Below are 17,525 nucleotides of genomic sequence, written 5' to 3'. Positions count from 1 at the left end.
ACACGATACGGCGCTCGGGAGCGTATGAATTTCTACAGCGACGTCCCGCCAGCCCTGACCCGGCTCAGCCCCGGTCACTCTCCTGGAGCGGAAGCGAGCCGGTGTCCGTTCCCGTCCGCTGGCCGGGCAGTGCGCGGGTGAGGCCTTCTCCCAGTGGCACGAACCGGGATCCGCAGGCCTGGCACCCGACGGCACAGCGCCCGTCCCCCGGAAGATCCAGCCGAGCTCCGCAGTCGCACCCAGCTGACCACCCCCGCCGGCACACCGAGGACGAGGCCGTGGTCAGGCACGTCCCGGGTGAGGACGGCGCCGGCACCGACGAAGGCCGAGCGGCCGACGGTGATCCCGCACACGATCGTGCTGTTGGCGCCGAGCGCGGTGTTCTCCCTGATCAGGGTCGAGTTGAACGCGCCGCGGCGGTCGATCGTGGCGCGCGGCGTCAGGACGTTCGTGAAGACAACCGAGGGCCCGCAGAAGACCCCGTCCTCCAGCGTCACGCCGTCACAGACCGAGACGTTGTTCTGGATCCGCGCCTTGTCGCCGATGCGGACGTTGGCACCGACGAAGGGCGTTCTGGCCCAGGGCGCAGTTGCCGCCCGCTGTGGAGCTCCCCATGGCGGATGTGAACGGGGAGTGGCCCGTCCCCACGGCCGACGTGCCGCCGCGGTAACCGCTACCGCGGCGGCACTCCGTGAGTCCGTTCTCGCACCGAGGTCCCTACGGTCAGGTGCAGCGGTCCACCAGCGCCCGGGCGGTGGTCGTCACCTCCGTCCGGAGAGCGGGGTCGTAGGTCCCGGCATCGATGCGCAGGCGGAGGAAGCCGACCGCCGTGGTGACCCGCTCGAGGTCGCCGGCGTACTCCCCGGCGGCACCGATCCGGCCGTAGAGCTTCTCCTGGGGCGGGGTGAGGTCACGGGCGAGTGCCTTGATCTCGGCCGGTGCATCGGCGTCAGCGTCGGCCAGCCGCAGGGTCTCGATCAGGTCCGGGGCCAGCGTCTGGCACACGCCGGGAGCGAACGAGCCGGCGTCGGGCAGTGACGGCGGGCCGTCCCCGCCGCAGGCCGCCGCCGCACTGACGATGACGGCGGCTGCCAGGGCGGCCGAGGCGGCACGCAGAAGTCTGGTCATGGCCGACCACCCTGCCTGTCAGCTCGAGCCCGAGGTGGGCAGACCGACATACGGGAACCAGCCGCGGAACCGCACGTCGGGCCCGTCCACACCGTCGCCGAGGCCGGTCACGGCCGCGGGCGGGTTGGGCAGCAGGGCGCCTTCGACAGCCTGCAGCGAGATGTCGACGACATCGTCACCGAGCCGCCGCCCGTTCGGGAACCCACCGGTGTCGCCCCCGAGGACGCCGAGCCGGTGCGGTTCCGCCGTCGGCGGGATCGACATGTTCAGCCGCAGCTGCTCGGAGGGCGCGATCTTCGTGGCGTCGACGTCGGCGTTGAGCGCGTGGGCGTTCAGGTCGACACCGAGGTTGTTCTTGCTCGCACCGGTCAGGTACACCGCGACCAGGTCCTTGCGGGGGGTCGCCGGCGCGGGGATCTTGTAGATCGCCTCGATCAGCTTCGGCAGCTCGGGGTCGGTGACGAAGTCCAGGAACTGGGCGTCCCGGGCTGGGGTGGAGGCGTTGAACCGGTCCTTCTGCCCGACCGGCACGACCACCTCGTTGACGAGCGGCGAGCCGAGGCGCGAGACCTGCGACCAGTTACCGAAGGACATCCGCAGGCCGGACCCGTCGGTCGGCCCGTAGATCGAGGCGCTGCGCCGCTGGGTGCTGCTCCACACCCCGATCACCGGGTTGCGCGCCGGGTCGCCCCGCAGCGCCAGCTCGGTCTTCGGGACCTGCAGCACGATCGAGTTGACGTTGAACCCGGCGAGGCTGTCCTGGCCGACCTCGGAGAGGTCGCCACCGTAGAGCAGGTCGAACACCCGCAGGTCGAGGAAGAACGGGTCGTCGGCCTGGCCGGCGAACGTCCTGGTGCCGCCGGGCAGCTCCTTCAGGGACGCGGTGCGCAGCGCCAGATAGTCCGGCATGGACGCGTCGCCCACGAACGAGGGCGCGACCGGCACCTTGTCGGCCAGCACGGTGGTCCGGCCACCGGCTACCCGCTCCAGCCGGTAGGTCTGGCGGAAGTTCAGGTCCGGGTCATCGAGCGAGGTGACCGGCCCGGTGTTGTACAGGAACGTGTTCGGGTTCTGGTAGCTGCTGGCGAACGTCCAGCGGTAGGTGACGTCGGGCTTCGCGTCGCCGTTGCTGTCGACGTTGATGTCGTACTGGGCGTCGTTCGCGAACGGGTAGAAGTTCGGTCCGCCGGCAGGTTCCTGGAAGGGCAGCCAGTTGGCGACGAGCGTCACCGAATCCGGGTCGTCCGGGCTGACAAAGGCGTAGGTGTCGGTGTTGTCGACCGTCGGGTCGCTGCTGATCAGCGGAGCCTCCCGATGGCTCGACGCGCTGGCGGCCGTCGGTGCCAGGGTCAGTGCGGCACCCGTCGCGCCGACGAGCAGGGCGGTCGCGCCCGCCAGGGCACGCCGCCGGGGTGGCCGTCCCCGCCGTCGGCGGCCAGGCACCCCGCCGCGGGCAGATGTCAGTCGGCTCATGGTTCTCCCTCAGGGATCGACGGACCGGACCGATGCGCCCGTCCGGTGAACGCCCCTGGTTCGGCGCCAGAGGGTGCACGGATCGTGTCGGCTGCCGGACACAACTCGTAGGGCTCAGGTGCGGTCCGTGACCGCCACGGATCCGAATCGCTGGCGAACGACCAGCGGAACGGATGCGGGGAGGGCACGCATGAAGCGGCGACAGGGCAGCCCGGTGAGTCGGGGGCGGGTGCTCGTCGGCCTGCTCTGTGTGGCCGGCCTGGTGGGCGCGGTCGGGCTGATGGGCGCGGCCGGCCTGGTGGGCGCGGCGAGCTCCGGCCGCGGCACCGCATCGGCGCAGGCACCGGCGGGAGCGGCGGGAGCGGCGGCGGCCGTGGACGAGGCGTGGTCCTCGGCGGGCAGGGCGGCGGCCGCGCCCGTCGCGGGTCTGCGTGACCGGCTTGACCGCGTGCCGGGCGACTGGTCGGCCTGGGCCGAGCTTGGCCTCGCCTCTGTGGAGCAGGCCCGAGTGACCGGTGATCCGACGTCCTACCCCCGCGCGGACAGGGCGTTCGCCCGCTCGCTGGAACTGCGCCCCGCGGCGAACGACCCCGCTCTCGCCGGCCAGGCGGCTCTGGCCGCCGCACGTCACGACTTTCCCGGTGCGCTGCGCGCCGCGGACGCCGCGATCGCCGTCAACCCCTTCAACGCGACCGCGCACGGGGTGCGCTTCGACGCGCTCGTCGAGCTCGGGCGCTATCCCGAAGCGTGGCAGGCGGCGCAGACCGGGGTCGACCTGCGTCCCGATGTCGCGTCACTGGCCCGGGTCGCCTACGCGTTCGAACTGCGCGGTGAGAGCGACCAGGCTGCCGCGATGCTGCGACGGGTGGCCGACGACGCGACGTCGGCAGCCGACGCCGCGTTCGCCTACTTCCATCTCGGTGAACTGGCACGGCACTCGGGCGACCTCGCCGGTGCGGACGAGGCCTACCGGCGCGGGCAGGCACGTGACCCGTCGTCGGTGTCGCTGCTTGTCGGTCGCGCCCGTGTGGCCGCCGCCCGGGGCGAGAACGAGGCCGCCCTGGCGGACTACGCCGTCGCGGCCACGCGGAGCCCGCAGCCGTGGATCGTCGCCGAGTACGGAGAGCTGCTCGAGGCCCTGGGCCGGCCCGGGGAGGCTGCGCGGCAGTACTCCCTGGTGCGCTCCACCGCGGCGCTGATGCGCGCGCAGGGCGTCGAGGTCGACGTCGAGCTGGCGCTGTTCGAGGCCGATCACGGCGACCCCGCCGCCGCGCTGGCAGCGCTGTCCCCGGCGCCGGGCGACGAACCGCACCGGGCCGGGGTCTTCGTGGACGACGCCCGCGGCTGGGTGCTGCACCAGCTCGGCCGGGATGACGAGGCGCTGGCGTCGGCCCGGTCGGCGCTCGGCCTCGGCACCCGCCGAGCGCTGTTCTCCTACCACCGCGGTGTCGTGCACGCCGCGCTCGGCCAGACCGATGCGGCGGTCGCGGACCTGCGGGCGGCGCTGGACACCGACCCGCACTTCTCGCCGTTGCACGCGCCCCGGGCCCAGGCCCTTCTCGAGTCCCTCACGTCCCCTGACGCGGGTGCGCGTTGACCACGCTGCGCCGAGTGGCCGCCCTGGCCGTGACGGTGGCCCTGTTCGTCCTGGCGGCGGGCGGGTCGGCGTCGGCGCATCCCCTCGGGAGTTTCACCGTCAACAGCGCCAGCGTGCTGCGGGTAGGCGCCGAGGAGGTGCTCGTCGATGTCGTCGCCGACTTCGCCGAGATACCGGCCGCGCAGGTCCGGCCGGACGTCGAGGCGCAGGGAGCCGCCCGCTGGCGGGAGGCGGAGTGTGCCCGCACGGCCGGTCAGGCGACGCTGACGGTCGACGGCCGGGTCCACCCGCTCGTCCTGACCGCCAGCTCGCTGTCGTTCCCACCGGGCGACGGTGGGCTGGCGACGATGCGGCTGGTCTGTCGTTACTCGGCCGCGGCCGCTGGAACCGCCGCGGCGGGCACGACGACGATTCGGTACTCGCTGGCCGCGTACGCCGACCGGGTCGGCTGGCGCGAGACGGTCGCGGTCGGGGACGGCACGACGGTGGTCTCCTCGGACGTCCCGTCCAGCTCGTCGACGGACCTGCTGACCCGGTACCCCGAGGATCCCCTGGGCAGTGGTTCCGATGTCACCCGCGCGACGCTGACCGTGCGCCCGGGCGGGCCCGCCGCGGCCGAGCCCCTGCCGCCGGCGGGCGCTGTCGGCAGCGGAACACCTGGTGACGGTGGATCAGGTGGCACCCGGCAGGAGCCTGGCGGCCTCGCCGGTTGGGTGGGCGGACTGGCCGAACGGGACTCGCTCTCGCTCGGCCTGGGGGTGTTCGCCCTGCTCGCCGCAGTCGTGCTGGGGACGGCGCACGCCTTCGCCCCGGGGCATGGCAAGACGGTGATGGCGGCCCGGATCGTCGGCGGCTCGGCGACGGGGCGGCAGCTCGCCGCCACCGCCGGAGCGGTCACCCTCACCCACACCCTCGGTGTTCTGGTCCTCGCGGTCGTGCTGTCGGCATCGAGCGGCTTCGCCCCGGAGAAGATCTATCCGTGGCTGGGTGTCGCAAGCGGACTGCTGATGGTCGGCCTCGGGGCCAGCCTTCTCCGGGCAAGGCTGACCGTGTCGCCGTACCGCCACCTGCTGACCGTGGGCCACGTCCACGAAGAGCACAGCCACGACCCTTCACACGACCATGACCACGCACACGCACATGCGCACCAGCACGACCATGCCCACCAGCAGGGCCATGCGCACCAGCACAGTCACACCCACGAGCACGGTCGCACGCACGAGCGTGGTCATCTGCGCGAGCACGGTCACACGCACGGCGGGCGCTGGCACGTGCATCCGTCCGTCGGGGACCAGCCAGGGTTGCGCAGCCTGCTCGCGACGGGGCTCGTCGGCGGGATGGTGCCGACGCCGTCGGCCGTCGTCGTGCTGTTGGGAGCGGTCGCGCTGGGACGGGCGTGGTTCGGCGTCCTGCTGGTTCTCGCCTATGGCGTGGGTATGGCGGCGACACTCGTCGGCGTCGGGTTCCTGCTCGACCGCACCCTCCTTCCGCTGCTCCAGCGCGCCTCGACGCTCGTGCCGGGGTTCTCCGCGGGCCTGCGCTGGACGCCGGTGGCGACGGCTGCCCTGGTCGTGCTCGTCGGCGCCGTCGTGGCGCTGCGGGCCGGCAGCCAGGTCGTGATCTGAGGCGCTGCCGCGGCCCGCAGCCACAGGTGCCGGGTGCCGGCGTCAGTCGAGCAGCTCCTGCAGCAGGCTGGTGGTACGGCGCACCGAGTCGAGGCGGGCCTCGCGGGTGCCGCCGACCGGCACGATGTTCGCCCAGATGTCGGTGGCACCCGCGTCGAGCAGGCCCCGCAGCTGCGCGCGGACGGATCCCTCGGCTCCGACGATCGCCGCCTCGCTGGGGGTGTCGGCGCCGCCGAGGGCGAGGATGCGCTGGTAGTTCGCCATCCCCGCGTACCCGGTGGCGGTCACCGCCGTGGCTGCCCGGGCCTCGGCCTCGTCGTCGTGGACGGCCACCGGCAGCCCGGCGACGATGCGCGGTGCCGGCCGACCCGCGGCCGAGGCGGCGGTGTGCAACCGCGGTGCCACGTGGGTCTCGATCGCCCGGGGCGGGGCCATCCACAGGACGACGCCGTCGGCGAGCTGGCCGGCGATGCGCAGCAGGCGCGGTGACAGCGCGGCGAGCAGAACCGGCACCGGGTGGGCGGGCGGCGCTACCCTGCCGGCGCTGCGGGCCGACCAGTCCTGCCCCTGGAAGTCGACGTCCTCGCCGCGCAGGAGCGGCCCGAGGATCGTCAGGTACTCCTCGGTGCTACGCCCCGGGTGGTCGTAGGACATCCCGTACGCGTCACGTACCAGCGACTCGTGGGACGGCCCGATGCCCAGTGTGAAGCCGGGCCGGCCCATGGCCGCGGTGACCGAGGAGACCCGGTTCGCCTGCAGCAGCGGGTGGCAGGGGTAGGTCTGCAGGACGGCCGTCCCGAGCTCGATGCCGGTGGTCTCCCGCCCGGCGAGCGCCATCGCGACCAGCGGGTCACCGGTGACGAGGCTGGCGTACCAGAGTGCGTGGAAGCCGTCCTTCTCGGCCTGCCTGGCCTGTTTGACGATCTTGTCGGGCGTCGGGGCGCCGCCGGTCAGACCGATGCGCACGGCTGCCTCCCTGAGGCCGAGCAGAGCATTTCCCAAGCGCGTGACCGTACGAGAATCATGTTCTCAGAGAGAGCTCGCCGTCTCCATCGTCTCCACCTGGTTACGTCCGCCGTTCTTCGCCCGGTACAACGCGATGTCCGCGCTCCGGACGAAGGCCGCCAGGGCGTCGCCCGTCGCCGCGCCCTCGCCGGCTGTGGGGATCGCCGCGGTGACGCCGATGCTGACGGTGATGATGCGCTCGGCTGTCAGCGGGTGGGGCTCGGCCAGGTCCTCGACGGCACGGCAGAGCCGCCGGGAGATCCGGGCGCCGGCGGCCAGGTCGGTGTCGGGCATCACGACGGTGAACTCCTCGCCCCCGTAGCGCGCGGCGAGCAGCGTGTCGCCGACGTTCCCGGCGATGCAGGTGGCGACCCGTTGCAGGCACCGGTCACCGGCGGCGTGCCCGAAGTGGTCGTTGTAACGCTTGAAATGGTCGATGTCGATCATCGCCAGCGCGATCGGTGCGGCATGCTGCCGGGCCCGTTCCCACTCGATGGCCAGTACCTCCTCGAGGCGCCGCCGGTTGGCCAGCCGGGTGAGCGGGTCGGTGATCGAGAGCTGTTCGAGCTGCTGGTTCGCCGCGGCGAGCTGCCTGTTCGACGCGGCCAGCTGCCTGGTGCGCTCGGCGACCTTCCGTTCCAGCGACACGTAGATCAGGGCGTTGTCGAGCGAGACCGCGAGCTGCCCCGCGATGATCAGGACGCCCTCGAGGCGTTCGGTGGAGAACGCGCCGCGGATCATCCGGTTCTCCAGCAGGAGCATCGCCCGCAGACTGCCCCGGATCATGACCGGGACGGCGAGCAGCGAGCAGCGGTCGAGCCCGGCGAAGTAGGGGTCGCGTTGGAAGCGGTCGTCCCGGGTGGCGTTGGCGGTGATGACGGGTTCGCGGGTGCGGGTGGCGTAGCGGATGACCGACAGCGGCAGCAGGCGCTGACGGCCGATCTCACGGAGCGTGCGGGTGCCGCCGGCGCCGGTCGGCACCAGCCATCCGTCCCGCTCCCTTTCTCGCAGCAGGAGGTGGACGCTGGTGGCGCCGGTCATCTCGGAGAGGATTCCGGCGACCTTTGTCTGGAGGCCGTCCACGCTGGTCTCCGAGCTGAGTGCCTGGGCCGCCGCGACGACGGCGAGCAGGTCGACGGTGCCGGCCGCCACCGTCGAGCGGTGTCCGGGCCGCTCCGTCCGCGAGTGCATGGTCAGTGGCGGCGCGGCGGTCACGGTGACGGCCGTCCGCAGCGCCGGGTAGGCCCAGTCGAGCTGGCTGACCTTCGCCGTCGCGCCCCAGGCCAGGTACTGGTCGCGGGCGGCGCGCAGCAGGATGTGGCCGGCTTCCTCCATGGCGTGTGCCAGGTAGAAGCGGGCGGCCCGTTCCAGGGCGAGCGCCCGGTGCCACGGGCGGGTCCGGGCGGACGTCTCACGCAGCGCCACGTCGAACGTGTACGCCGCCTCGCGGAAGTCCCCGACGGCCCACGCCCGCTCCGCCTCCACCATCCGCAGCAGATGCAGGAAGTTGTCCGGCGCGTCGGCGGCGCGCGAGGCCAGCCACTCGATCAGCTCGTCCAGCTCGGCCAGCAGGGCGCCGCGCTGGCCCGCCCCCGCGGTGCGCACCCGTGCCGCCAGCGTCAGCGCAAGCAGCACCCGCGCCACTGCCAGGGAGTAGTTCGACCCGATCGCGGCCACGCAGGTCATCACGGCCGCGGCGTGCCGCGCGGCGTCGGCCGGATGGTCGAGGACCGTCGCCGTGAGCGCCCGGGCGACACGCAGATTGGCGAGGGAGAACGGGTCGGCAGCCAGCACGTTCAGCTCGGCCGCCTCGTCGCCGGTCGGCTCGACGGGCTCTCCCCGCAGCACCAGCACCATCCGGCGGAAGGATCGGAACGTCGCCTCCGCGTGCCCGTTGCCGGTGCGCGCGGCGAACGCGAGCGCCTCGTCGACCGCCGTGGCGAAGACGTCGAGCGTCGGCGCGCAGTCCAGCAGGTCGCACACCAGTGCGTAGTGGGCCCAGCACGCGTTCTGCAGGTCACCGCCCAGTAGGAGACCCTCCAGAGCGCGCCGGCACTCGGGGAGGTTGTCCTCCAGCGAGCTGAACCAGTGACCGCAGGTGATCACGTAGATGAAGAGGGCCTGCCAGACGTCGGGCTCATAGCCGCGAGCCCGGGCAACCGCGAGAATGCGCCGCAGAATGCTCGGCCCGGTGTGGTAGTCCCCTCTGCGGACGATGGTGACGATCGGGATGTGGCTTGCCGGGCCGACCAGCGTGCGATCCGGGCCGTAGTGTTCCCACATCTGCAGAGCCCTGATGGCCAGCCAGGCCATCATCGTGTGGTCGCAGAAGAAGGCCGCGACCATGACCCGGTTGACGAGCCGGAGGGTGCGCAGGCGGGACTGGTCGGTGATCTCGGGCTTGCGCAGATCATCCGACTCGCTGGTGGTGTCGATCCACCGACGGACGTCGTCGAGGCCGTGGTCGATCGCGGCGTCCAGCGCGTTCCCGGCCGGAACGGAGATGCCGAGGCGCCGCAGCTGGCCGAGGCCGAGCCGCATCGCCTCGTCGGCACGCCCCCGGTTGGTGAGGCTGATGACCTGCACCGTGGTCGCGGAGGTGCACTGGGCCGCAGCGGTGCACAGCCGGCCGATGGCCCGGTAGGTGTCGTCCGCGTCGCCCAGCCGGCCGAGGCAGTACAGGGCCGCGTGCCGGTCGGTGTGGACGGCGATCAGCAGGTCGGTGTCGGTCGGGTCGACGAGCCGAAGCGCCGCGCTCAGTAACCGCTCCATCAGCGGATGACTGCTCAGCACCCTCGCTTCCTCGGCCGCCCGGCGGAAGAGCGCGACCGCCGTCCGCCGCTCGCCGGTGCTGCGCACGAGGTCCACCACGTGCAGGTACTGCTCGGCGGCGACCGCGAAGAACTCCGGCCGGTCGGCCAGCCGCCGCGCCAGCCGCAGGTACCGTACGCGCTGTTCCTGCGCCGGGCGACCGCCCAGCACGGTCTCGCGCGTCCGGTCGTGGTTGAACCGCACGCCGGGCCGGCCGTCGCACTGCAGCACCAGCAGGCCCTCGCCGAACGCGGGGGCGAGCCGCCGTTCGACCTCGTCCGGCCCCAGGCCCGTCGCGGTCGCCAGAAGATCCAGATCCACCTGGCCCGCCAGGCTGGCCATCACCGCAAGCAGCTCCGCGCTCTGTGGCGGCAGCGCGTCCACCCGGGCGGCCAGCAGCGCGGTGACCTCACCCCGGTCGAGCCGGTCGAGCCGGCGGCGCAGCACCGTCCGGTCCCATCGCCAGCCGTCCGCGCCCGCGGTCAGGATGCCCTCCCGCCGCAGCGAGTTGAGCAGCTCCACGACGTCGTACGGATTGCCGCCGGTGGACGGCATGATCGCCCGGGCCAGCTGGGCGGCGGGTTCCGGTGCCAGGTGCAGCATCTCGGCGATCATGGCCGCCTGGCCCGCCGGCGGCAGGGGCCCCAGCCGCAAATGGCGCGGGCCGTTCCGCTGCTCACGCCAGCGGGCGAGCATCGGGGTGAGCGGATGCGCGGCGTCGACATCGCTCTCGCGGTAGGCGGCGACCAGCAGCAGCCCCACGATCTGTTCCTCCCCGCCGAAGAGCAGATCGACGAAGCCGAGCTGGGTGCGCCCGGCCCACTGGAGATCGTCCACGAAGAACACCACCGGCCGCTGCGGGGAGACCGTGGCACGCAGCACCTCGACCGGCGTCCGGGAGAGTCGTGCCTGGGCGGTCATCGGATCGCCCGGGTCCGGCGGCGCCTTCAGCAGCGCCGCGAACTCCGGCACGGTGGCGGTCAGCAGGCCCGCGTTCGGGCCCAAGCCCCGCAGCATCCGCTCCCGTACCTCGACCAGGTCCTGCTCGGGCTCGGCCAACAGCAGCCGGCCCAGCGCCCGCAGGCCCTGTCGGACCGCGTCGAACTCCTGGTCGCGGCGGTACTGGTCGAACTTGCCCGCCACGAACCAGCCGCCGGCGGCGGCCACGATCGGCCGCAGCACATTGACCAGGGATGTCTTGCCCACACCCGGCGCGCCCGCGACGAGGATCCCGCGGGACTTCCCGGTGGCGGCCTCGGTGAACGCCGCGCCAAGCTCGTCGATCTCCCGTTCCCGCCCGGAGAGCCGGCAGGGAGCCAGCGGCCGGGTCGGATGATCATGCCCGCCGGGGTGCACCACCGTCGCGCCGCGGCGTACCAGCGCGAGGTCGTACGCCAGCCCGTCGGCGGTCTGGTAGCGGTCGTCAGGCTCCTTCTCCAACAGGTGCATGATGATCGCGGAAAGTGCGGCGGGCACGGCCGGATTGACGGTCCCGGGCTCGTCCGGCACCCGGGTCAGGTGGTCGTGAATGATCCTGATCGGGTCCTCGGTGCCGAACGGTGGCGCGCCGGTCGCCAGCTCGTACAGGACGGCTCCCAGCGCGTACAGGTCCGCCCGCTGGTCGACCGGGCGGCCGGTCCGCCCGGTCTGTTCCGGGGCCAGGTAGGGCACGGTCCCGACTGCCGCTCCGCGGGGGGCGAACTCGGGCCGGACCACCGAGAAGCTGGTCGCCAGCGCGAAGTCGATCAGGTAGGGCGTTCCGCTGTCCTCGCTCACGACGATGTTCTCCGGGCAGAGGTCCCGGTGCACCACCCCCCGGCGGTGCATTCCCGCCACCGCGTGCGCCAGCGAGAGGGCGAGGTCGATCAGCTCGGCGGGCTCCAGCGGGGTCTCCCGGCGGGAGAGCGCCGCGCCGCCGACATCGGCCAGCAGGACTGATCCAGCGGCACCCGCCGCTCCGGCGCCGTCCGCCACGGCGGTGTCATCCGCCGCCGGGCCCGCGCCCTGGAACGGTGCGGTGGCGAGGTGCACGACACCCTCGACTCCCGACAGCCGCTCGAGGATCTCGGTCTCGTGGCGCACCCGCCGCTGCGCGTCCGGACCCAGCGGTTCCTTCCGGATCACCCGGATGCCCCGCTCGCCGGCCCGGCCCAGTGTCAGCCGGCTGATCCGGGTCTGATCCGTCGCGTGCAGCACCACCGGTGGCGCCGTTGCCATCGGCGGGTCTCGGCTCGGGGTCATCCGCTCGACAGCCATGCCCGCGCCCTCGTGGCGCACCGCCAACAGTCCACATCGTTAGCCTGCCCGCAATCATGAGGGAAGCAACGAACCCGCACCGGCGTCTGCGGTCAGGGCTCGACGACAACGCGGAAGACCCCCTTCGAGCGGTCGCGGGCGGTCTCGAAGGCGGCCGGGGCATCGTCGATCGGGAACCGGTGGGAGATCAGCATGTCGGGGATCTCCGGCCGGGCGGCGAGCATGTCCGCCACCTCCGCGAACTCGCGCCGGTCGCCGTGCGCGCTGTACCCGAGTGACGGCCGCAGCGCGACCTCCTTCAGGGCAAGTTCGGAGTGCGGCAGCGCGACGCCCTGGAGGATGCCGGCGTAGACCACCGTCCCGCGTCGTCGGACCAGCTCGATGCCGCGGTGCAGCGCGCTCTCGCTGCCGCCGGTCTCGATCACCACGTCGTAGTCCGCGCCGGGCGGCACCGCCCCGAGACGCTCGCGGGCCTCCTGCTGATGCGGATGCCGTGCCTCCACGGCGACCTCCGCCGCGCCCAGCGCCTGCGCCGCCACGGCGGCGAGGATACCGATCCCGCCCGCGCCGACGACCGCGACCCGGCTTCCCGGGCCGACCCCGCCGAGCCGGACGGCATGCCATGCCACCGACCCGGGTTCCACCAGGCAGGCGTCGCCCAGCGCGAGGCCGGCGGGCAGCGGGGTGAGCGCCCGCCGGGGGGCGCGGAAGTACTCGGCCATCCCGCCGGGCGCCGTCATCCCCAGCGCGCTGCCCAGCAGTGTGTCGCAGAACTGCCAGTTCCCGGCGTCGCAGTGGACGCAGTCCCCGCAGCCGACGATCGCCTCGACGGCGACCGGCGTCCCGTCGGCCGTGACCCCGGCGATCTCGTGGCCGGCGATCTGCGTGCTCCCGAAGTCCAGATACAGGAAGTCCGACGCGCAGATGCCGACCGCCGCCACTCTGATCAGTTCACCGGCGCCGGCCGGCTCGTCCACCTCGACCAGCTCGACGCCGGGCGGGGCGTTGCGGACAGCCTTCATCAGTGGGCCTCCCCGGCCGGTTCGTCCTCCGCCTGCCATGCCGCCAGCCGGGCGCGCATGCCCCGCAGCACCGACCGGGGAGCCAGCTCGATACGCAGGCCGGTGGCGGCCGGCCCGTCGCACCTCGGTCTCCGCGCGGCTGCCCGGGATCGATCGACACGGCAAGATAATATATTTGCGACTTGAGAAGGCAATGGGTGTCGACAGATGGCCGACATCACGTGAAGATCACCGACCGGTGGGCGTCGCGTAGAACAGGAGGATGACGCAGGGAGAGACCGGGCCGTTTGTCTTCGTGTCCTACACAACGCAGGACGAGGCGTGGGCGACCTGGATCGCCTCGGTGCTGGAGGGCGCCGGTCTCGCCGCCCGGGTGCAGGTGTGGGATTCCCTGCCGGGCCAGAACTTCGTGGAGTGGATGACCGCACAGCTCGCCGGCGCGCAGTGGACGGTGGCGGTCTACTCCGGTGCCTACTTCGACTCCTACTGGTGCACCACCGAGTGGACGGCGGCGCTGGCCCGCAGGACCCTGCTGCCCGTGCGCATCGAGCCGGTGGACCCGCCGGCCGCCCTGCGGACACTCACCTGGGTGGACCTGTTCGACCTGGACGAGGAGCAGGCGCGGGAACGACTGCTGTACGCGGTCGGTGCCCAGGTTCTTCCCCGGCTGGCCATCTTCCCCGGTGCGGCGCCGGCCACGGCTGCCACGCCGCCGGCGTTCCCCGGGCCGAAGGCGGGAGGTTCGGTGGCGTAGGGCCCGGGCTTCAGCGGTGTGTCGCCCGCACCTTGCGGACGACACCCGCGGCGATCATCACGACGACGGCGCCGATCACCACCGCGTCGAGGACCGTCGAGTACTTCTCGACCTCCCGCCACCGACTGGACAGAAGCAGGCCGGCGCCGATGAGCAGGCTGTTCCACAGCAGGCTCCCGAGCAGGGTGAACAGGCAGAACGACAGCAGTGGCATGCGGGTGGCGCCGGCCGGCAGCGACACCAGGCTGCGCACTCCCGGGACGAGCCGTCCGGTGAACACGGCAAAGCGGCCGTGCCGCTGGAACCAGTCCGTCGCGCGGTCGGCGTCCTCCTCCCGCATCAGCGGGATGCGGCCGACCACCCGGCGTGCGCTGTCCGCGCCGAGTTTCGCGGCCAGCCCGTAGAAGACGAGCGCGCCGAGCAGGGAACCGGCGGTGGCCGCGATGATGACGCCCGGCAGGGGGAGCCGGTCCCGGCCGACGAGGTAGCCGGCGAGTGGCAGCACGACCTCGCTCGGCACCGGGGGGAACACCGTCTCGAGCAGGGTGATGAGGCCGACGCCGGCAGAACCCAGCGAGACCATCAGGTCTGCCGCCCATCCGGTGAAGCCACCGAGGGTCGACACGTCCTGGGTGCCGCCCCCACCCGCGTCGCCCCCTCCGCCCATCTGGGCCATGAGCTGGCTGCTCACCGCGACGCTGTGGCTCACCTGTCACCTCCGGGTCGGGAGCCCGGCCTCATCACGGCCGGGACGAGCTCCACAGATCCCTCTCCTCGGAACGAGCACGAAAACGCCGCGGAGAAGTGAGGCTGGCCGACCGGCGAAGGCACCTCCCGTCCAGTCCGGCATGCTGGGGAGATGCGCGAAGTAAGCATCGGCGACGAGGTCATCCGACTCGGCCAGTTCCTCAAGCTGGCTGACGTCGTGGAGGCGGGCGCGGCGGTCAAGGCGGTTCTGGCCAGCGGAAGCGTCCGCGTCAACGGCGAGGTCGAAACGCGGCGGGGCCGCCAGCTGCGGGTGGGTGACGAGGTCACGCTGCCGGGCGAGAATCTGCGTGTCGGCTGATCCCGCCCGGCGGCCGTCCGACCCGGCGGCTCATCCGACCTGGCGGTCCGTCCCGCCGGCGATCCGTCGGGCGGTGGCCTGCCCCGGGGCTCGGGCGCCCGCTGCGTGCCGCTTCTACAGACGATCGTCGACGAAGACGCGCGAGTAGTGGCAGCGCCATTCGACGATTCGGCCGGCCTTGTTGACGCGGATGGAGTCGGCGCCGGTCGCCGGGGGCCGACCGTCGGAGAAACTGCAGGTGTACACGAACACAACCGTCTGGGTGCTCACGAAGAACGAGTCGATCGAGTAACGGATACCGGGAACACGGCGCATCGAGTCGTCGATGTAGTCGCGGAAGGCGTCGAACCCCTCGATGGTCACCTTCTCGGGGTCACCGGTGATTCTCGGTACGAACGGCGAGCTGAACACCACATCCCGGTCGACGGGCCTCATCACAAGGTCGACGTCGTACTGGTTGAAACCGTCCTCCCAGTGGCGCCATAAATCCGTCACGATCTCGTCCGCGAGCATGCTCGTCTCCTGAACGCAGAGGCGCCGGCCATCCGAGCCTGACGCCAGTCGACCGCCCCCTGCCGATGAGTAGGCGCTCACTACGCTAGGCGCGCCGCCCGACGGGCACAAGGAGTTCGACGGCACCGTCACCCGTGGTAGCGGCCGCGGCCGCTACCACCGCCAGGCCTGGGAACGGAGAAGGCGAAGGCCGTTGAGGCCGACGATGATGGTGGAGCCCTCGTGCCCGGCGACGCCGAGCGGGAGCGGCAGCGTGCCGAGCAGGTCCCAGGCGACGAGAACGGCGATGAAGACCGCCGCGATGCCGAGGTTCACGATCACCAGCCGGCGGGCGCGGCGGGCCAGCGCGATCAGGGCGGGCAGCGCGGCGAGCTCGTCCCGGGTGATCACCGCGTCGGCGGTGTCGAGTGCGAGGTCGGAACCGGCCCCGCCCATCGCGATTCCGGCATGCGCGGCAGCCAGGGCGGGCGCGTCGTTGACGCCGTCGCCGACGACCACGACGCGGCCGCCGGCGGCCTCGAGTTCGCGCACGGCTGTGACCTTGTCCTCGGGGAGGAGGGCGGCACGCACGTCGCTGATGCCGACCTCGGCGGCGAGCCGGGCGGCGGCGTGCGGATTGTCGCCGGTGAGCAGGATCGGCCGGTTGCCCGTCAGCGCGGTGAGCCGGGTGACGGTGTCCGCCGCGCCCGCACGCACCTGGTCGGCCAGTCCGAGAACGGCGGCGGGTGCTCCGTCCACACGGACAAGCACGGCGGTGAAACCGGCGTGCTCCGCTTCGGCGACCGCCGTGGACATGAGGTCATGCTGATCGTCCGGCGCCGGGACACGGGCGGGGCTGCCGATCTCGACGAGACGCCCGTCCACTCGCGCGGTGACTCCGCGACCCGGGCTGGAGCTGAACTCCTCGGCGGTCGGCGGACGGATCCCAGCCTCCCGGGCGGCGGCGACGATGGCGCGCGCGAGCGGATGCTCGGAGGGAACCTCCGCGGCGGCGGCCCAGGCCAGGACCTCGTGAGCCGGGGCGGACCCGAGAGGGTGGATGTGGGCGAGCCGGGGGGTGCCGTCGGTGAGCGTGCCCGTCTTGTCGAACGCGACGTGGGTCGCGGTGCCGAACTTCTCCAACATCACGGTCGATTTGACCAGAACGCCGTTCCGGCCGGCGGTGGCAATCCCGGAAAGCAGTGGCGGCATGGTCGCGAGCACCAGCGCGCAGGGCGAGGCGACAATCATGAACGTCATGGCGCGGAGGAGCGTGGGCCGCAGCTCGGCGCCGAGAAGCAGGGGTACGGCAAACAGCGTGAGGGTCGCGGCGACCATGCCGATCGAATACCGGCGCTCGACCTTCTCGACGAAAAGCTGGGTTCGGGCCTTGGTCGCGCTGGCTCGTTCGACCATGGCGACGATGCGGGCGATCAGCGTGTCGCCGGCAGGGCGGGTGACACGCACCCGCAGCGCCCCGTTGCCGTTGACAGTGCCGGCGAACACGCGGTCTCCGACCCGTTTGTCGGCGGGGAGCGGCTCACCGGTGATGGTGGCCTGGTCGACCTCACTCGCTCCCCCGACGACCTCTCCATCGCCGCCGATGCGTTCACCGGGCCGCACCAGGATCACATCACCGACCCTCAGGTCGGCGGTGGCGACGACCTCCTCGCCAGTGACACCGAGCCGGGTGGCGCGCTCGGGGGCGAGATCGAGCAGGCCGCGCACGGAGTCCTCCGTACGCTTCGTCGCGAGCGCCTCCAACGCGCCGGACGTCGCGAAGATCACGATCAGCAGGGCGCCGTCGAGAACCTGCCCGACGGCCGCGGCCCCGAGCGCGGCGACGACCATCAGCAGGTCGACGTCCAGGGTCCTCGCCCGCAGCGCACGTAGCCCGGCGAGGCCGGGCTCCGCGCCGCCGGCGACGTAACAGCCCAGGTAGAACGCCCAGGCCAGCGTGTCCGAGACATCGGCCAGGTCGGCGAGGAGACCCAGGGCGAACAGCGCGGCCGCGGCCGCCGCCGAACGCACCTCGGGCAGCGACCACATCCCGGTGCGCGGTGCGGATGTCCGAGCCGACCGGACGGGAGCGGAGGTGTCCACGGAGACTGCCATGCTGGAAGCGTACATACGCATGCACGCAGATACGTAGGTAGGCGAAAAGGCGCGCTAGTACTCCAGCCCGACTTTTGTGATCAGTTGAGTTGGAGTGCTGCGGCTTGGCGGCGATAGTGGCTGGCTTGTGCGCGTGCCTGGTGGCGGCGGCGCCACCGGGACCAGGCCAGCACGAAGCCGG

The 17,525-nt window shown here is 72.5% G+C and carries 13 protein-coding genes; 4 read left to right on the top strand and 9 right to left on the bottom strand.

Annotation, left to right across the window (positions count from 1 at the left end; genetic code table 11):
* Positions 1-74: 74 nt before the first annotated feature.
* From AB1460_RS30305 to AB1460_RS30295, 3 genes are all read right to left on the bottom strand, one after another.
* Positions 75-497 (bottom strand): acyltransferase, encoded by a 423-nt coding sequence (locus AB1460_RS30305; RefSeq protein ID WP_368965505.1) that lies wholly within the window; start codon positions 495-497, stop codon positions 75-77.
* A gap of 226 nt (positions 498-723) precedes the next feature.
* Positions 724-1,128, bottom strand: a complete 405-nt coding sequence (locus AB1460_RS30300) for a hypothetical protein (protein ID WP_368965504.1) — start codon at positions 1,126-1,128, stop codon at positions 724-726.
* 18 nt (positions 1,129-1,146) lie between these two features.
* Complete coding sequence (locus AB1460_RS30295) at positions 1,147-2,601, bottom strand: DUF4331 domain-containing protein (protein ID WP_368965503.1); 1,455 nt, start codon at positions 2,599-2,601, stop codon at positions 1,147-1,149.
* Positions 2,602-2,791: 190 nt separating this feature from the next.
* On the opposite strand from AB1460_RS30295, the gene AB1460_RS30290 reads away from it, so the two are divergent.
* Both AB1460_RS30290 and AB1460_RS30285 read left to right on the top strand, forming a co-directional pair.
* Positions 2,792-4,198 carry a tetratricopeptide repeat protein gene (locus AB1460_RS30290; RefSeq protein WP_368965502.1) on the top strand — a complete coding sequence of 469 codons (1,407 nt, stop codon included), beginning with the start codon at positions 2,792-2,794 and terminating at the stop codon, positions 4,196-4,198.
* Positions 4,195-5,823, top strand: coding sequence for a high frequency lysogenization protein HflD (locus AB1460_RS30285; protein WP_368965501.1), 1,629 nt, complete (start codon positions 4,195-4,197; stop codon positions 5,821-5,823). Before AB1460_RS30290 ends, AB1460_RS30285 begins: the two co-directional genes overlap by 4 nt.
* Positions 5,824-5,865: 42 nt before the next feature.
* On the opposite strand, the gene AB1460_RS30280 is transcribed toward AB1460_RS30285, so the two are convergent.
* The 3 genes from AB1460_RS30280 to AB1460_RS30270 form a co-directional block, all read right to left on the bottom strand.
* Positions 5,866-6,789, bottom strand: coding sequence for a TIGR03564 family F420-dependent LLM class oxidoreductase (locus AB1460_RS30280; protein ID WP_368965500.1), 924 nt, complete (start codon positions 6,787-6,789; stop codon positions 5,866-5,868).
* A gap of 63 nt (positions 6,790-6,852) precedes the next feature.
* Positions 6,853-11,895: a diguanylate cyclase gene (locus tag AB1460_RS30275; protein ID WP_368965507.1), complete on the bottom strand. Its 5,043-nt coding sequence runs from the start codon at positions 11,893-11,895 to the stop codon at positions 6,853-6,855.
* Between the two features lie 92 nt (positions 11,896-11,987).
* A complete protein-coding gene (locus tag AB1460_RS30270; RefSeq protein WP_368965499.1) occupies positions 11,988-12,917 on the bottom strand; it encodes a zinc-dependent alcohol dehydrogenase in 930 nt (309 codons plus the stop codon).
* A 262-nt stretch (positions 12,918-13,179) separates the two neighbouring features.
* Here AB1460_RS30270 and AB1460_RS30265 point away from each other — a divergent pair, with 262 nt between their 5' ends.
* Positions 13,180-13,671 carry a toll/interleukin-1 receptor domain-containing protein gene (locus AB1460_RS30265; RefSeq protein ID WP_368965498.1) on the top strand — a complete coding sequence of 164 codons (492 nt, stop codon included), beginning with the start codon at positions 13,180-13,182 and terminating at the stop codon, positions 13,669-13,671.
* A 10-nt stretch (positions 13,672-13,681) separates the two neighbouring features.
* Here the strand turns inward: AB1460_RS30265 and AB1460_RS30260 are convergent, their stop codons facing one another.
* Positions 13,682-14,380: a DedA family protein gene (locus AB1460_RS30260; RefSeq protein ID WP_368965497.1), complete on the bottom strand. Its 699-nt coding sequence runs from the start codon at positions 14,378-14,380 to the stop codon at positions 13,682-13,684.
* A 150-nt stretch (positions 14,381-14,530) separates the two neighbouring features.
* Here AB1460_RS30260 and AB1460_RS30255 point away from each other — a divergent pair, with 150 nt between their 5' ends.
* On the top strand, positions 14,531-14,737 hold the full coding sequence (locus AB1460_RS30255; RefSeq protein WP_026311020.1) for an RNA-binding S4 domain-containing protein: 207 nt from the start codon (positions 14,531-14,533) through the stop codon (positions 14,735-14,737).
* Positions 14,738-14,851: 114 nt separating this feature from the next.
* On the opposite strand, the gene AB1460_RS30250 is transcribed toward AB1460_RS30255, so the two are convergent.
* Positions 14,852-15,250, bottom strand: a complete 399-nt coding sequence (locus AB1460_RS30250) for a nuclear transport factor 2 family protein (protein WP_368965496.1) — start codon at positions 15,248-15,250, stop codon at positions 14,852-14,854.
* Positions 15,251-15,403: 153 nt separating this feature from the next.
* A complete protein-coding gene (locus tag AB1460_RS30245) occupies positions 15,404-17,344 on the bottom strand; it encodes a heavy metal translocating P-type ATPase (protein ID WP_420497416.1) in 1,941 nt (646 codons plus the stop codon).
* Positions 17,345-17,525: the final 181 nt, after the last annotated feature.

Origin of the sequence: Parafrankia sp. FMc2, from assembly GCF_041008525.1 — a bacterium.
Taxonomy (GTDB): Bacteria; Actinomycetota; Actinomycetes; order Frankiales; family Frankiaceae; genus Parafrankia.
This window is presented reverse-complemented; position numbering and strand designations above follow the sequence as displayed.

What these genes read in the sequence shown, in the direction of transcription:
- AB1460_RS30300 (WP_368965504.1), bottom strand. Translation starts at nt 1,128, where the DNA reads ATGACCAGACTTCTGCGTGCCGCCTCGGCCGCCCTGGCAGCCGCCGTC.
- AB1460_RS30295 (WP_368965503.1), bottom strand. Translation starts at nt 2,601, where the DNA reads ATGAGCCGACTGACATCTGCCCGCGGCGGGGTGCCTGGCCGCCGACGG.
- AB1460_RS30290 (WP_368965502.1), top strand. Translation starts at nt 2,792, where the DNA reads ATGAAGCGGCGACAGGGCAGCCCGGTGAGTCGGGGGCGGGTGCTCGTC.
- AB1460_RS30275 (WP_368965507.1), bottom strand. Translation starts at nt 11,895, where the DNA reads ATGGCTGTCGAGCGGATGACCCCGAGCCGAGACCCGCCGATGGCAACG.
- AB1460_RS30270 (WP_368965499.1), bottom strand. Translation starts at nt 12,917, where the DNA reads ATGAAGGCTGTCCGCAACGCCCCGCCCGGCGTCGAGCTGGTCGAGGTG.
- AB1460_RS30265 (WP_368965498.1), top strand. Translation starts at nt 13,180, where the DNA reads ATGACGCAGGGAGAGACCGGGCCGTTTGTCTTCGTGTCCTACACAACG.
- AB1460_RS30255 (WP_026311020.1), top strand. Translation starts at nt 14,531, where the DNA reads ATGCGCGAAGTAAGCATCGGCGACGAGGTCATCCGACTCGGCCAGTTC.
- AB1460_RS30250 (WP_368965496.1), bottom strand. Translation starts at nt 15,250, where the DNA reads ATGCTCGCGGACGAGATCGTGACGGATTTATGGCGCCACTGGGAGGAC.
- AB1460_RS30245 (WP_420497416.1), bottom strand. Translation starts at nt 17,344, where the DNA reads ATGGCAGTCTCCGTGGACACCTCCGCTCCCGTCCGGTCGGCTCGGACA.